At 67.6% G+C, this 14,812-nt stretch carries 15 protein-coding genes; 4 read left to right on the top strand and 11 right to left on the bottom strand.

Features of this window, described 5'->3' with window-relative positions; genetic code table 11:
* The coding region (locus TX80_RS18680) for a TFIIB-type zinc ribbon-containing protein (RefSeq protein WP_326544634.1) at positions 1 to 173 on the bottom strand (173 nt) is incomplete at its 3' end.
* A 196-nt stretch (positions 174 to 369) separates the two neighbouring features.
* Between TX80_RS18680 and gatC the strand changes: the two genes are divergently transcribed.
* From gatC to TX80_RS11570, 3 genes are all read left to right on the top strand, one after another.
* A complete protein-coding gene (gene gatC, locus TX80_RS11580; protein WP_049923299.1) occupies positions 370 to 648 on the top strand; it encodes an Asp-tRNA(Asn)/Glu-tRNA(Gln) amidotransferase subunit GatC in 279 nt (92 codons plus the stop codon).
* Between the two features lie 2 nt (positions 649 to 650).
* A complete protein-coding gene (gatA, locus tag TX80_RS11575) occupies positions 651 to 1,919 on the top strand; it encodes an Asp-tRNA(Asn)/Glu-tRNA(Gln) amidotransferase subunit GatA (RefSeq protein WP_049923298.1) in 1,269 nt (422 codons plus the stop codon).
* 86 nt (positions 1,920 to 2,005) lie between these two features.
* Positions 2,006 to 2,425, top strand: coding sequence for a hypothetical protein (locus TX80_RS11570; protein WP_049923297.1), 420 nt, complete (start codon positions 2,006 to 2,008; stop codon positions 2,423 to 2,425).
* A gap of 22 nt (positions 2,426 to 2,447) precedes the next feature.
* Here the strand turns inward: TX80_RS11570 and TX80_RS11565 are convergent, their stop codons facing one another.
* The 7 genes from TX80_RS11565 to TX80_RS11535 form a co-directional block, all read right to left on the bottom strand.
* On the bottom strand, positions 2,448 to 2,798 hold the full coding sequence (locus TX80_RS11565) for a helix-turn-helix transcriptional regulator (RefSeq protein ID WP_049924059.1): 351 nt from the start codon (positions 2,796 to 2,798) through the stop codon (positions 2,448 to 2,450).
* Positions 2,799 to 2,870: 72 nt separating this feature from the next.
* On the bottom strand, positions 2,871 to 3,656 hold the full coding sequence (locus TX80_RS11560; RefSeq protein WP_049923296.1) for an NRDE family protein: 786 nt from the start codon (positions 3,654 to 3,656) through the stop codon (positions 2,871 to 2,873).
* Between the two features lie 69 nt (positions 3,657 to 3,725).
* Positions 3,726 to 5,339, bottom strand: coding sequence for an o-succinylbenzoate--CoA ligase (gene menE, locus TX80_RS11555; RefSeq protein WP_049923295.1), 1,614 nt, complete (start codon positions 5,337 to 5,339; stop codon positions 3,726 to 3,728).
* Positions 5,336 to 6,406, bottom strand: coding sequence for a mandelate racemase/muconate lactonizing enzyme family protein (locus TX80_RS11550; protein ID WP_049923294.1), 1,071 nt, complete (start codon positions 6,404 to 6,406; stop codon positions 5,336 to 5,338). The genes menE and TX80_RS11550 overlap by 4 nt, the downstream gene beginning before the upstream one ends.
* Positions 6,403 to 7,344 carry a 1,4-dihydroxy-2-naphthoate polyprenyltransferase gene (locus tag TX80_RS11545; RefSeq protein WP_049923293.1) on the bottom strand — a complete coding sequence of 314 codons (942 nt, stop codon included), beginning with the start codon at positions 7,342 to 7,344 and terminating at the stop codon, positions 6,403 to 6,405. The genes TX80_RS11550 and TX80_RS11545 overlap by 4 nt, the downstream gene beginning before the upstream one ends.
* A gap of 64 nt (positions 7,345 to 7,408) precedes the next feature.
* Entirely contained in the window at positions 7,409 to 8,671 is a 1,263-nt protein-coding gene (locus TX80_RS11540; protein ID WP_049923292.1) for a DUF7350 domain-containing protein, read from the bottom strand.
* 197 nt (positions 8,672 to 8,868) lie between these two features.
* Positions 8,869 to 9,756 (bottom strand): 1,4-dihydroxy-2-naphthoyl-CoA synthase, encoded by an 888-nt coding sequence (locus TX80_RS11535; protein WP_049923291.1) that lies wholly within the window; start codon positions 9,754 to 9,756, stop codon positions 8,869 to 8,871.
* 260 nt (positions 9,757 to 10,016) lie between these two features.
* On the opposite strand from TX80_RS11535, the gene TX80_RS11530 reads away from it, so the two are divergent.
* Entirely contained in the window at positions 10,017 to 11,000 is a 984-nt protein-coding gene (locus TX80_RS11530; protein ID WP_049923290.1) for a J domain-containing protein, read from the top strand.
* 16 nt (positions 11,001 to 11,016) lie between these two features.
* On the opposite strand, the gene menD is transcribed toward TX80_RS11530, so the two are convergent.
* From menD to TX80_RS11515, 3 genes are read right to left on the bottom strand one after another with little or no spacing between them, the layout of a single operon-like run.
* Entirely contained in the window at positions 11,017 to 12,822 is a 1,806-nt protein-coding gene (gene menD / locus TX80_RS11525) for a 2-succinyl-5-enolpyruvyl-6-hydroxy-3-cyclohexene-1-carboxylic-acid synthase (protein WP_049923289.1), read from the bottom strand.
* Positions 12,819 to 14,177, bottom strand: coding sequence for an isochorismate synthase (locus TX80_RS11520; protein WP_049923288.1), 1,359 nt, complete (start codon positions 14,175 to 14,177; stop codon positions 12,819 to 12,821). The genes menD and TX80_RS11520 overlap by 4 nt, the downstream gene beginning before the upstream one ends.
* Before the next feature lie 41 nt (positions 14,178 to 14,218).
* Positions 14,219 to 14,812, bottom strand: a complete 594-nt coding sequence (locus tag TX80_RS11515; RefSeq protein WP_049923287.1) for a sulfite oxidase-like oxidoreductase — start codon at positions 14,810 to 14,812, stop codon at positions 14,219 to 14,221.

Here is a 14,812-nt window from a genome sequence, read left to right as displayed (position 1 = left end):
GCCTCGACGACCAGGCCACAGTCCTCACAGACGGTCTCGGCGTGCTCGGTGTCCGATACTAACCGCCCGCCACACTCCGGACACTCCTCGCGCTCGTCCGCCTGCTCGGTCGACTCCGATTGCTCGGCGCGGGGCCGCTCGTCGCTGCGAGTTCGAATACTGGAGTCAGTCATTGTCTTGGACCCGAACGAAACGTCGCTGAAAACGCTCTGTCGTGCTCCCTAGTGAGGGATCTCCGCAACTTAAAAACTGCGATCGTACGCGCGGGTGAACGGCCGACTGCCGGACCGACGGCTACCGTCGTCCCGGTGGGGACGTCGAGCCGTCGGTATCGAAACCCTTACTCTCCGGAAGCCGGTTCGAACAGGTATGAGCGACGACGCCGTCAGTCCCGAGGAGGTCCGCCACGTCGCGGAGCTGGCTCGCGTCGACCTCGACGACGACGAGGTCGACCAGTTCACGCGGCAGTTCGCGGACATCCTCGAGTATTTCGAGACGCTAGACGAGGTTCCGTCGGTCGACCGCGAGGCGGACCTCGCGAACGTGATGCGCCCGGACGAGGAGCGCGATTCGCTCGAGAGCGCGGAAGCGCTCCGGAACGCGCCCGAAGCCGAGGACGGATACTTCAAAGGGCCGAACGTTTCCTGATCATGGCTGAGAACGTTTTCATTACCGAGGAGACGATCGAGGGAGCGGCCGACGGACCGCTCGCCGGCAGGACTGTCGCCGTCAAGGACAACATCTCGACCGCGGGCGTCCGGACGACCTGCGGCTCGAAGATGCTCGAGGAGTACGTCCCGCCCTACGACGCGACGGTCGTCGAGCGGCTGAAAGACGCCGGGGCGACGATCGTCGGGAAGGCGAACATGGACGAGTTCGGGATGGGGACGACGACCGAAACCTCGTATTTCGGATCGACGGACAACCCCGCCGCACCCGGCCACGTTCCCGGAGGGTCTTCGGGCGGGTCGGCCGCCGCCGTCGCCGCCGGGGACGCCGATCTGGCGCTTGGCTCCGATACCGGCGGCTCGATCCGCTGTCCGGCCGCCTTCTGTGGCGTCGTCGGTATCAAACCGACCTACGGGCTGGTCTCCCGGTACGGACTCGTCGCCTACGGGAACAGTCTGGAGCAGATCGGGCCGTTCGCCGAGACGGTCGAGGACGCCGCCGCGTTGCTCGACGTGATCGCCGGCGACGACGAGCGGGACGCGACGACACACGACGCCGGCGACGAGGCGAACTACGCCGACGCCGCCACCGGCGACGTCGACGGACTCTCGATCGGCGTCCCGACCGAACTGCTCGACGGGGCCGACGACGGCGTCGTCGAGACGTTCTGGGACGCCATCGCGGAACTCGAGGACCGCGGTGCCGAGTACCACGAGGTCAGCCTGCCGTCCGTCGAACACGCCGTCGAAGCCTACTACGTGATCGCGATGTCGGAGGCGTCCTCGAACCTCGCCCGGTTCGACGGCGTCCGGTACGGCCACTCGAGCGACGCCGAGGGCAACTGGAACGAGACGTTCGCCCAAACCCGCAAGGAGGGCTTTGGCGACGAGGTCAAGCGGCGAATCCTGCTCGGGACCTACGCCCTCTCGGCGGGGTATCACGACAAGTACTACAAGAAGGCACAGGACGCGCGAGCGTGGGTCAAACAGGACTTCGACGAGGCGCTTTCGGAGGCGGACGTACTGGCCTCGCCGACGATGCCGGTCCCGCCGTTCGAACTCGGCGAGAGCCTCGACGATCCGCTTCAGATGTATCTGGCCGACGCGAACACGGTCCCGGTCAACCTCGCGGACCTCCCCGCGATTTCGGTCCCTGCCGGCGAGACCGACGGCCTCCCGGTCGGACTGCAACTCGTCGGACCGGCGTTCGGCGAGGAGCGCCTGATCCGCGCTGCAAGCGCCCTCGCCTGAGGCCGCGACACGAGTCGCGCGTCGGAGGGGTAGGTTTTTATAGTGATTTTGCCAATACTCCGACACCGAGGCAACCGTCGACAGTCATGAAGATCCAACAGGATCGGGAAGCCGAAGTCGAGTTCGACGAGTTCTCGCGAGCGTGCGATCTCGTCGAGGACTATTTCGGCGATACCATCGACGACGTCGCACTGCACGCGCCGGTTTCCCGTCGGCAGCTTATCGCCGTCCTCGCCAGAGTGCAACTCTCGGGCCGGCAGCTGGCGCTCGACGGACTCACGGAACAGGGGACGGTCATCTACCAGTCCAACCGCGAGACGCTCCTCTGGCTCGACGGAAGGTTCTGGACCGACATGCGCGGCCGGCATCACCTCGAGCCGGACGAGGGACGGGCCGCACGAGAAGTCCATCGACGGATCATCGAAGCGATCGACGGGGATGTCCCCTACTATAATCGGGAACGCGACCCGTTCGTGTTGATCGAACGGTTCGGCCAGTACGAATGACGAACCGGCGGGGATCGGCCGCTTACTCCTCGTAGGCGAGGTTCATAATCCACTGCGAGAAGGCGTCGCTGTTCGGGTCGACTTCCTCCTCACCGATAAACGGCGAGAGCATGTCGCCGGCCATCAACAGCGTGAAATCGAGATCGCGAGCGGTCGGCATGATGTAGTAGGTGTTGTGCCCGTCGTAAACCGTCTCCTCGCGGTCGACGAGGCCCTTCTCGACGAGCGACTCGACGATCCGGCTCCCCTTTCGCGAGGAGACGTCGAGTTCCTTCCAGAAGTCGCTCTGGTGAATACCGCCGGTCTCGCGGACGAGTTCGAGGCCAGCCCGCTCGTCGTCGGAGAGTTCGGCTTCGGTCGCGGAAACGCTCACGGTGACCACCTCTCCGTGCTCGTCGCTACTGGCAGGAGTGCGTCCATGTACGTATGAGTTGTTCCGAGCCGCTTAAATGTGCCCTTCGAGGTCGATGCCGGCGTCGCGGGAGGCTTCGGTCCCGTCGCCGAGTTCGACCGGTTCGTACGCGGTCCGACACGGCGGCCCCGGCGCGAACCAGTAGCGGGTCGTGGACCCGATAGCCAGCAACGATGACGACCGCGTGCCGAACCCGTCCCGGTGGAGACAGACGCCGTAGTCGTGATCGCCGAGGACGGCTCCGGCCCGCTCGAGCCAGTCGGTGACGGATTCGTCAGGCCCCGTCGAGAGGGCACGGCGAACGGAACGGGCGTTTCGTGCCTGTGCTCGAGCGGCGTCGGCTCGCCCGTCCGGAACGTCCGCGTCGTCGTCGACGGCGGCGTTGACCACGACGTGAACCCCGGGCTCGAACGCGGTGCGCTCGAGGTCGCCGTCCCACCGGAAGCAGACCGCGTCCGTCGCGTCGGCGATGACGAGGTTAAAGCCAGCGTACTCGTCGGCGGCGGTCGCCTCCTCGACGATCGACGCCGCCTCGGCCGCCGATCCGGCCTCGAGGACGTCGGCGACGAGCAGCCCTCGCGACCGCTCGCCGGCGAGGTCGGCGTCGATCCACCGGTTCGTGATCCCGGCGAAGACGCCGAACTCGTTGTAGCCGATCCACGTGCCGCCGGCTTCGGCGTCCTGTGGGGCGACGACGAGCGGGTCGTCCCGATAGATGTCCGGCGGCAGGGAGTCGCGCTCGAGCGCTTCGTCCCGGTTGGCGGCGACGGCGACCGGTGCGTCCTCGAACACTCGCCAGGCGATCGTCAGCGTACACACGCGTCACGATAGGGACGCCAGCGTCTTAACTCCGAGTCCGGCGGCGGAACGCGCCGGAAGTCCGGCCGGTCATGAACGGTCGCGTTCGTCGATGCCGTCCTCGAGAAGGCGGTCGCGAACGGCCGCTCGGTCGACCGTTCCGGAGGCCGTTCGGGGCAACGCGTCGGCGACGCCGATCGTTCGCGGGCGTTTGAATCCTGCAAGGTGTTCGTCGCAGTGCTCGAGCACCGACGACAGGTCGATCGAGCGGTGCTCCTCGGCGCTCGCGGTCCCGTCAGTATCGGCGGCGGGAACGACGAGCGCCGAGACGCGTTCGCCCCACTCATCGTCCTCGAGTCCGACGACTGAGGCGTCCTCGACGCGTGGATGCGACCGCAACACTTCGAGTACCTCGCCCGGGTCGACCGTCTCGCCGCCGGTGACGAGGCGGTCGCTGCGCCGGTTGCGGATCCACAGCCGGCCGTCCGCGTCGCGGTACCCGACGTCACCGGTGTGTAACCCGTGGTCGCCGAACGCGGCCTCGGTCCGCTCGGGGTCGAGATAGCCCGGCGTTACCGTCGGCCCGGAGACGACGAGTTCGCCGGGCTCGCCGGGATCGACGGGAACGCCGTCCTCGCCGACGACGGTCACGTCGGTCACCACGAGCGGCGTTCCGACCGTTCCCTCGTGAGTGCGCGTCTCCTCGGGGGTCGCCGTCGCGATCTGCGAGGCCGTCTCGGTCATCCCGTAGGTCGGATAGACGGGAACGCCGGCGGCTCGAGACCGCTCGAGCAACTCGCTCGAGGCGGGCGCACCCCCGAGCAGAACGAACCGGAGCGATTCCGGGGGGTTCCAACCCGCATCGAGCAGGCGCTTGCACATCGTCGGCACGAGCGAGACGCCGGTGATGTCGTCCTCGTCGATCACGCGGGCGGTCTCGCGGGCGTCGAACCCTCGCTGTATCACGACGGTCGTCCCGTACAGTATCGACCGGACGACGGGTGCTAACCCGCCCATGTGGTACATCGGGAGACAGCAAAGCCACCGGTCGTCGGGATCGACGCCGAGTCGGAACGCGGAGGCAGTCGCGCTGGCGACGAGGTTCCCGACGGTCAGCCGAACGGCCTTCGGCTCGCCGGACGTTCCCGACGTGAACATGATCAGTTGCGTCTCGTCGCGCTCGAGGGACGCCGGCTCGACCGACGGTGCCGTGTCTCGGTCGTTCGAACCCGTCCGATCGTCCACGCCGGCCGGGAGCGATCGGACCGGGTCGGCGGTCGGTTCGTCGACGGACAGGATCGGGGGTCGACTCGCCGATCGATCGAGGGCGTCCGTGATCTCGAGTGCGACCGACTCGGTCGGGCGCTCACAGACGATGGCGACCGGAGCGGTCCGTTCGACTTTCGAGGCGAGTTCCCCCGCCGTCTCGCGGACGTTCAGCGGGATCACCGTCGTTCCCGTCCGCATCGCGGCGAAAAAGACCGTCGCGAAGGCCGGACGGGTGTCCATCACGACGCCGAGTCGCTCGCCCCGAACGGACTCGAGTGCATCCGCGACCCGGTCGACCCGCCGGTCGAAGTCCGCGAACGTCCACTCGATCCCCGTTTCGACGTCGATCAGCGCCGGCTTCCGCGGCGTGGCCCTGGTCCGGTGTGAGAGGAGATCGCGCGTCGGCCATTCCATCGGCGTTCCGAGGCCGGTCATTCCTCCCACACCCCGTCGACGCCGAGCCCCTTCGCCTGTGGCACGACCGCCGAGCCGTTCTCGAGCAACACCGGATCGGAGCCGAGATCCTCGGCGAGCAACGACGCCGTGGCGAGCCCGCAGGCCGGAACGTCCGGGATCGCCGCCGCGAGGTGTACCGCACCCGTTCGAGCGACGACGCCGTCGATCGTCGTCGTGACAAGCGGCGTGAGTTCGAGTTCGGCCAGCCACGCCGAAATCTTGCGGGCGATGTCGATACCCCCGATCGCCATCGGTTTCAAAACAACGACGTCGGCGGCGTCGGCCTCACAGATCGCATCGACGCCGTGTTCGAGCAACCCTTCGTCCAGCGCGATCGCGACGTCGTCCGTTCGGGCCCGGAGATCCGAGTGGCCCTCGAGCGCCCCTGCCGGAAGCGGCTGCTCGACGATCGAGACCCCCTGATCGGCGAATGCGTCGAGCGCGGTCGCGGCCTCCTCGAACGTCCACGCCTCGTTGGCGTCCACCCGGAGTTCGACGTCGGAACCGATCGCCTCGCGAGTCCGACGCACGCGCTCGATGTCCTCGTCGACGCTTCGACGGCCGGCTTTCAACTTACAACAGGAGAACCCGCGGGCGACGGCGTCGCTCGCCTCGGCGGCGGTTTCGTCCGGGGACCCGTCGCCGACCGTCGCGTTCACCGGCACCCGGCCGATCATCGGCCCGCGACCGTGCCCGAGATACCGGTACAGCGGCGTCGCATCCCGGGTCGCTTGCAGATCAGCGAGCGCGAGCGAGATCGCGTGTCGCGCCGCGACGTGACGGTCGACTGCCTCCAGCGCCGCGCTCGGCCCGCCCGTCCGGATCGCCTCTCGGGCGCGTTCGAGCGCGGCTTCGCAGTCCGGGTGGGATTCGGTCCAGCCCGGAAGCGGCGTCGCTTCGCCGTAGCCGACGGCGGTGTCGCCGTCGGCGATCCGGATCAGGAACCCGTCGCGGGATTCGATGGCTCCGCTTGCCGTCTCGAGCGGCGTCGAAAGCGGGAGCGAGAACGACCGGTACTCGAGGGAGAGGGGCGGCTCCGAACTCATCCGATCACCAGCCCCGCGGCAAAGAGCACGGCATGGATCGCGAGCAGTTTTCCGGTTCCCTCGAGCGCCGGGTTGAGCGCCTCGCCGTCGGTTCTGGTACAGACGGTTCGGGCGAGCAGTCCGGCGTAGGGTACCGTTACGAGCGGGAGAAGCACGGCCGGCCCGACGCCCGTCTCGAGCCAGAACCACACCGGCACGAGGTACGCGAGCGCCAGCAGGCCGACGTACTCGAGACGGCTCCATCGGTAGCCGAGGCGGACGGCGAGCGTGCGCTTTCCGGCTTCGGCGTCGGTTTCCCTGTCCCTGACGTTGTTGACGACGATGATCGCCGTCGAGATGCCGGCGACGGGGAGGCTGGCGACGACCGCCTCGAGCGTGACCGTCCCCGGAGGGACCGTCGTTATCAGCGGGTCCACGAAGGCGGCGGCCTGAACGTAGACGGTCCCCGTGACGGCGACGATCCCGAAGAAAACGAAGACGAACGGATCGCCGAGCCCGTGATACCCGAGCGGATACGGGCCGCCGGTGTAGGCCCACCCACAGAGGACGCTCACGAGTCCGATGACGAGGATCGGCAGTCCGCCGACGTAGACGAGATAGGTGCCCGACAGGATCGCCAGCGCGAACGTCACCATCGTCGCGAGTTTGACGCGCTCGGCGGAGATGAGCCCGGACTGGGTGACGCGGGTGAACCCGTCCCGGTCCTCGGTGTCGGCCCCCTTGATCGCGTCGTAGTAGTCGTTGGCGAAGTTCGTCCCGATCTGGATCAGCGCCGCACCGACGAAGGCCATCACCGCGGGAAGCGGCGCGAAGACTCCTTCACGAACCGCAAGCCCCGTGCCGACGATGACGGGAGCCGCCGCAGCGGGCAGCGTCTGGGGGCGTGCAGCCATCACCCACGCCTTCGTCCGTGACGGTTCGACCTCGGCTGTACTCATTTGCTCGAGTGTCCCACTCGAGAGAGTGTCAACGTTGGCATTGCGGCCGAGCAGCGTCGATCGGTCAGTCGCCCCCGTTCGCCGCCGCCGGAACGGTCAGTTCGACCGGCGGCATCTCGAGAAACGCCGTGTCGTACCCCTGATGGCGAGCGACCTGTGGCGGGGACTCGATCGTGATCGTCACGGAGTCACCGGGACGTACGTCCGGAATCGACTCGCCGTAGTGGTGATCGTACTCGCCGTCGATCGTCTGCTCGAGGGGGAGTTCCGAGACGACCTCGCCGTCGCGTTCGACGGATGCGTGGAGCGACATGTCCGCAAGCGGCACGCGGTTGTACGGCGTTCGTGGCGAAACGAGCAGATACCGTTCGTCGCCGTCGGCGAGTCGCGTTCCGGCGTCGAACAACACTGCAAGGATCGCCGCGTCGCCGCTTCGGGGGAGCGCGGTCGTGTCGTCGGGCCGAGCGTCGGCGTCCGGATCGACCAGCAGGGTCCCGGGGTAGTCCTCGAGTTCCGGCAGCGCGGAGTACGGGATCGACCCGCTCCCGTGATCGCCATCCTCACCGTGTCCCATCGGCTCGAGCGCACCGGGACGGCCCCAGCGGTCCTGATCGAAGTACTCGACGCCGTCGATGACCGCCTCGCGGAAGTCGTCGTCGTAGACGAACTCGAAACTCGCGGTGGCTCGTTCGGTCAGTCGCCCCTCGAGCGCGCCGGTTTTCCGTACCGAGAGCGGCGGGAGTTCGACGGTGGCCGTGTAGGTACCGTCGCCGTCGAGCGGGACGTTGTCGCCGAAGTGAAACCCCATCTGCTGGGAGATCATCGTCCACGGTGAGTGCGGGGGACCGACTTGATCACCGTCGCGTTCGATCGTAATCCGGGCCCCCTCGTCGACGGGAAGGACGATCCCCGTCTCCGCGTCCCAGACGGTAACCATCAGGTGGACGCCGTGGCCGCTATCGACCTCGACGCGTTCGACCGTCCCCTCGCGCTCGCCGGCCCCGGTGACGATCCAGAACGGGTGCGGATAGGAAAGCATCGGGGCGAGCAGATACTCGCCGGCCTCGACGGGCTCGAGGGTGCGCATCGATTCGCGGTGTGTCGGGAGATAGACCGCATCGGGCGGGTCCTCGACGGTCCGAATCGGCGGCCCGAAAGAATCCTCGCCCCCGTCGTCGGTCGTTTCCGTTCCGTCGTCTTCGTCCCCGGGGTCGTCGGAATCCCCGTCGTCGGTTGAACAGCCCGCAACGGCCACTGTCCCCGAGATCACGCCTGCTCGTCGTACGAACGTCCGTCGATCGATGGGAGTGTTGATCCGGTCCGGCATAGTCGTATGGGTGTCGCGCGTCCGTTACCGTCGGGCGAGACGGGCAGCCACGACGGCCGCCACCGCCGCGCTCTCGAGCGGTCGTCCGGCCCCAGTGATGGGACCGGCCGTCGTCGTCTCAATCCACCGTGGCTTATCCTCAAAGTGTTTTCTTTCAGGCTCGAAGAGGGTTACTGATCGGGACTCCAAGCCGCCGTTCAGTAGTGCCAGGGGAACTCGTCGAAATCCGGCTCGCGTCCCTCGACGAAGGCGTCACGTCCCTCCTTGGCCTCGTCGGTCATGTAGCCCAGTCGAGTCGCCTCGCCGGCGAAGACCTGCTGGCCGATCATGCCGTCGTCGGTCATGTTGAACGCGTACTTGAGCATCCGCATCGCCGTCGGGCTCTTGGCGTTGATCCGGCGACCCCACTCGAGGGCCGTCTCCTCGAGATCCTCGTGGGGGACGACCTCGTTGACCATTCCCATCTCCGCGGCCTCTTCGGCGTCGTAGGTCTTGCCGAGGAAAAACACCTCGCGGGCCTTCTTCTGGCCGATCTGCTTGGCGAGGTAGGCCGACCCGAACCCGGCGTCGTAACTGGCGACGTCGGGGTCGGTCTGGAGGAACTTCGCGTGCTCGTCGCTCGCGAGCGTGAGGTCGCAGACGACGTGCAGCGAGTGGCCGCCCCCGACGGCCCATCCGGGAACGACGCAGACGACGACCTTCGGAATGTGTCGGATCAGCCGCTGGACCTCGAGAATGTGGAGCCGTCCCTGTTCCGACGCCCGCTTTTCGTCGCCCTCGTACTGGTAGCCGTCCTCGCCGCGGATCGTCTGGTCGCCGCCGGAACAGAACGCCCACCCGCCGTCCTTCGGCGACGGACCGTTACCGGTCAGCAGCACACAGCCGACGTCGGTCTGGCGCTTTGCGTGCTCGAGGGCGTCGTACAGTTCGTCGACGGTCCCCGGACGGAAGGCGTTGCGGACCTCGGGCCGGTCGAACGCGATCCGGACGGTTCCGGAGTCGACCGCCCGGTGGTAGGTGATATCCCGGAAATCGAATCCGTCGATCGGCTCCCACTGCTCCGCGTCGAACAGTTCCGAAACCATTGGCTCGTGGTTGGTCGGCGATAGATGAAATAGGTTCGCGTCCGCGACGGCGCGTCGAAAACACTGTGGCGGACGTGAAGCCGGAAAACGGTTGTCGATCGAACCCCGTCCCACGAGCGATTCTGTATCGCAGATAGCGATACATACAGTTGATGGCACACCCCCCTCGCGGATGTAACGGCCGCTCTCGCGAAGACGGCGAGTGACTGTCAGCTAGCCCTAGGGGTTTTGGTCGGGGGCGTCGAACGACCGGACGTTCGATGGGGGAGACGTATTACGACGTCCTCGACGTCGATCCGGACGCCAGTCAGGACGAGATCACCGCGGCGTATCGCGAACGCGTCCTCGAGACACATCCGGATCATAATGACGACCCCGACGCCGCCGAGCAATTCGATCGCGTCTCCACCGCCGAGTCGGTGCTTACCGACGCGACCGAGCGGGCGCGGTACGATCGACTCGGCCACGACGCCTACGTCCGATTCGTCCAGCAGTCCGGCCCGAGTGACCGATCAGGGGCCGACGATCTGGGCAACCGGAGCGAAACGAGTACCGCAACGCGTTCGGACGCGACGAACGCGTCCGCCACACGGGACGCTCGAGAGCCTCGAGGGAACGACCGAGGAACGACCGGTCGCTCCGAACGCCACCGAACCGGGACGGCCGCCGGCGGACACACTCGAAGTCACCACGCACGGCACCGCGACCAGCGGCGACGAAAAACCGACCGTCAACGATCGAGCGCCGAGTGGCCGTTCGGGGCCGGCGGGAACGGTGCTTCCGGCCCGTCCCGAACGACGGCGACGAGTACGGACGCAACCCGTTCCGAGCGGGACGCGGAACCGACGGACGGCTCCGACTCCCAATATGATGTCCACGGCTGGGACGACGAGGTCGACATCGAGTGGGAAGGGCGGCCGATCGACACGGGAACCGCGGTGACCGTTGGCTGTATCTGGCTCTGTTATCCGCTGTTGCTCTTCTCGAGTCTGACCCCGCTCTTTCCGACGGTCGTCAACGCCATCGTCGCCGGCTGTACGCTCGTGCTGGCGGGCTACCTGTTGACGATCCCCCGAATCGCAACCGCGGTCTTTGGGTGCTGGAGCGTACTGGTCCCGGTCGGGCTGTTCCTGATCGCCCCGACGGAACTGCTGTCGCTGCGCGGGTTGCTCGCACTCGGATTCGTCTGGATCCCCTTCGGCTACGCCCTCGCGGTCTGGTGGGCGTTGCGGCCACGACTGTGAATCCCGCCCGCATTGGTCACGAGTCCGAATCGTCGAGGTCGTCCGTAACCCGCTTCTCGAGCGCGTCCCGTCGCCGGTGGCTGGCTTCCGAGTCGAACGGAACCCACAGCACCTGCGTCCCGGTCGCCTCGAGCGAACGGCGATAGGCGTCGTCGAACTCCGTGGGGGCGACGCGTTCGAACTCGACGGCATAGAGGTCGCCGAGGGCGTCGAACTCGAGCCCGTGTGGCGTCTTGAACTGGTCGGTAAACGGCGGCTCGAACTCTTCGATGGGGAGCTGGTGAAAGATCCCGCCGCCGTCGTTGTCCAGCAGGACGATCGTCGCGTCGACACCGCAGCGATCGACCGCGAGCAGTCCGTTGGAGTCGTGGTAGAACGCGAGATCGCCGGTCACGAGCACGAGCGGGTCATCGGTCGCGCTGCCGGCACCGAGGGCGGTGCTTTCGATACCGTCGATACCGCTGGCACCGCGGTTCGCCAGCACCGTCAGGTCTGCCGAACGAGGGCGAGCGAACCGGTCGGCATCGCGAATCGGCATGCTGTTGGAGACGAACACCGTCCCCGGGTCCGGAGCCTGCGCGAACGCCGACGCGAGGACCGCTCCCTCCACGGGATCGGACTCGAGGTCATCGATCGCTCCCTCGTGGACCGCCCAGTGGCGGCGCTCGGCGGCGTCGAACCGGGCGATCCACTCGTCCGCCGCCGTTGCGTGGGCGTTCGTCCCGGATTCGAGGATCTCGAGCGTGGCCCCGATAACCGACGCAGGCGTCGCCGCGAGCAGATCGGTCGCGGTGAACGTCGCTTCGCGCCACGCGCCCGCGGGATCGATCACGAACTGGCGCGCATCGGCGTCGCGAAGCGCGTGTCGCAGCGGTTTCGAGGTCGGAGAGGCACCGAACCGAAGGACGACGTCGGGGTCGGGCAACGCGTCGACGTAGGTGTCGTACCCCCCGTAGATCCGGCCGTCGCCGGCGTCTTCGCCGGGGACGTGGACCCCGAATCGCAGTCCCGACAGCGGGTCCGCGAGGATCGGCGCACCGAGTCGCTCGGCGAGTGTCACCACCGTCTCTGGCTCGAGTTCCTGCAGGTCACGCGGGTCCGCGGGGCCGGCGACGATCAGCGGCCGCTCGGCGGCCTCGAGCGCGTCGGCGAGCGTCCGAATCGAGTCGGCCTCGCGATCGAGCGTTCGACGCCCCCGGTCGGTAGCGACGAACGCACCCTCCCGGCCGGATCCGGCGAGGGTATCCGCGAACGCGTCCGGGACGTCCCCGGGAACGTCCAGCGGCTCGAGCGGTTTCCGGAACGGACAGTTCAGGTGGACGGGACCGGGCTCGACGCCGACGGTCTCCGAAAGCGCCCGCGCGGCGGTCGTCCGGAGGCTCCGGACCTTCCGCTCGTCGGCTTCGGGCTCCGGAAGCTCGGCGTCCCACCGGACGGCGTCGCCGTAGAGCTTGGTCTGGTCGATCGTCTGGTTCGCACCGCTGTCACGGAGTTCGGGCGGCCGATCCGCCGTCAACACGAGCAACGGTACCCGCGCCTGAGCCGCTTCGATCACGGCGGGGTGGAAGTTCGCCGCCGCCGTCCCGGACGTACAGACCAGCGCCGTCGGCTCGCCGGTGCGACGCCCCCGGCCGAGCGCGAAGTACGCCGCGGAGCGCTCGTCGAGGTGGGAGTACGTCTCGATATCGGGGTGTTCGGCGAAGGCGACCGTCAGCGGCGTCGACCGGCTCCCGGGCGCGATACAGACGGCATCGAGACCGCCGTTCGCGAGTTCGTCGACGAGAATACGACCCCACAGCGTCGCCCTGTTCGGCGCGGTCATCGGTTCCGGAGCTCGTCGAGGATCGGACGGTACTTCAGCTGTACCTCGTCCCACTCCTCGGTCGGATCGCTGTCGGCGACGATGCCGTTGCCCGCAAAGAGCGTCACCGTCTCGCCGGTCGCGATCCCCGACCGGATGCCGACGGCGAACTCGCCGTCGCCGGCGGCGTCGAACCAGCCGACCGGTGCGGCGTACCACCCGCGGTCGAACGTCTCCGTCTCGCGGATCGTCTCGAGAGCCGCTTCCGGCGGGACGCCGCCGACCGCGGGCGTGGGATGGAGCGCTTCGACGAGGTCGAGAACGTGGCGATCCCTCTCGAGCGTCGCTTCGATCGGTGTCTGGAGGTGCTGGATCGTCGCCAGTCGCCGGATCGTTCGGTCGTGAACGACGAAATCGCTCGCGAGCGGCTCCAGTTGCTCGCGGATCGCCTCGGCGACGAGGTCGTGTTCGTGCTGGACTTTCTCGCTGTTTCGCATCCGGTCCGCGAGTTCGTCGTCCGCTTCGGGGGTCTCTCCGCGGGAGATCGAGCCGGCGAGCGCCTCCGTCTCGACGCGGTCCCCGCGTTTCGAAACCAACCGTTCGGGCGGGGCACCGAAGAACGTCCCGGTCCCGTCGCCGAACAGAAACCGGTAACAGTTCGGGTACTGCCGGCGCAGGCGTTCGAGGGTCGCGGCGACGTCGATCGGCTCCGCGAGCGCAACCGAGAGTGCCTGCGCGAGAACGACCTTCGTGAGGCGGCCGTCGTCGATGCGCTCGAGTGCAGCCTCGACCTGCGCGGTCCATTCCTCGGGGGAGGTCGTCCGCCGGGTCGAGTCGACCCCCGGTCTCGAGCCGGTCGGTCGCATCGCGGGACGCTCGGTCAACCGCTCGTCCCAGTCCGCGAGCAGACGGTCGGCCGCATCGGCCTCGTTTGCGACGACCGTCAGCCAGGTGTCGGTCCCGCTTCGGGTGACGAGCACGCGCGGGATCACGAACGCGGCCGCGTCGAATCCCGTCCAGGGCGGCCCCGATTTCGGATCGTGGCCGTCGTGAAACGAAAACCCGCCGAACGCTCGCGGCCGTGCCACGGCCGGCCCGTCGTGATCGAGCGCGGCGAACGTCCGCCTTGCTTGCCGTTGGATGCGGTCGAATCTGTTCGGACCGCTGGCGGTAATCCGTGCGGCGACGCCCCGGCCGGCGATCTCGAGGCCGTCCGGCGCGGCCCACTGGACGGTCGACTCGGCGTCGTCGGCGTCCGTAATCGCACCGAACGAGACGGCCTCGAGTTCGCGACTGCGACTCACGAGGCCGTCCGACGTTCGCGAAGCTCCCCTGGCGCTTCCCGCCAGTCCTCCCTCGCCCGGCGTCCGGTCCATCGGACGCAGTTCAGGACCGACGTGCCTTCAGCCTAACTATTCTAACTGTACCGTTCCTCTCGCCACGGGTTCGCCGTCTGGGAGTAGCCTCGGCGTTCCCAGTAGCCGCGTTCGGGTTCGGTGAGAAACTCGATCCCGTCGACCCACTTTGCCCCCTTGTAAGCGTACCTGTGGGGCGTCACGACTCGAAGCGGGCCACCGTGGTCCGCCGGCAGGGGTTCGCCGTCGTACGCCCACGTGAACAGGACCTCCTCGCGCAGGCAGTCCTCGAGCGAGAGATCGGTCGTGTACCCGTCCAGTGCGGAGAACATGACGTGGACGGCGTCGGTTTCGACGCCGGCACGTTCGGCGAGTTCGGGAAACGGGACGCCGGTGAACTCGCAGTCGAACTTGCTCCAGCCAGTCACGCAGTGAAAGTCCTGTCGCTGGGTCTCGCTGGGGAGGTCGCGAAACTCCTCCCACGAGAGGGAGAGTTCGTTCTCGACCGCTCCGGTAACGGTAAACTCCCACGTCTCTGGGTCCCAGTCGGGCGTTCCGCTCTTCGAGAGGACGGGAAACGCCGAGGTCTTGCGCTGACCCGGCGGCAGCCGCTCGTCGCCGAACTCCTCGTAGAGATCCGTAACGTCGGTTACCAT

The organism is Halopiger djelfimassiliensis, from assembly GCF_000455365.1.
GTDB lineage: Archaea > Halobacteriota > Halobacteria > Halobacteriales > Natrialbaceae > Halopiger_B > Halopiger_B djelfimassiliensis.
The sequence above is the reverse complement of the archived record's forward strand: the minus strand, read 5'-3'. Positions and strand labels throughout refer to the sequence as shown.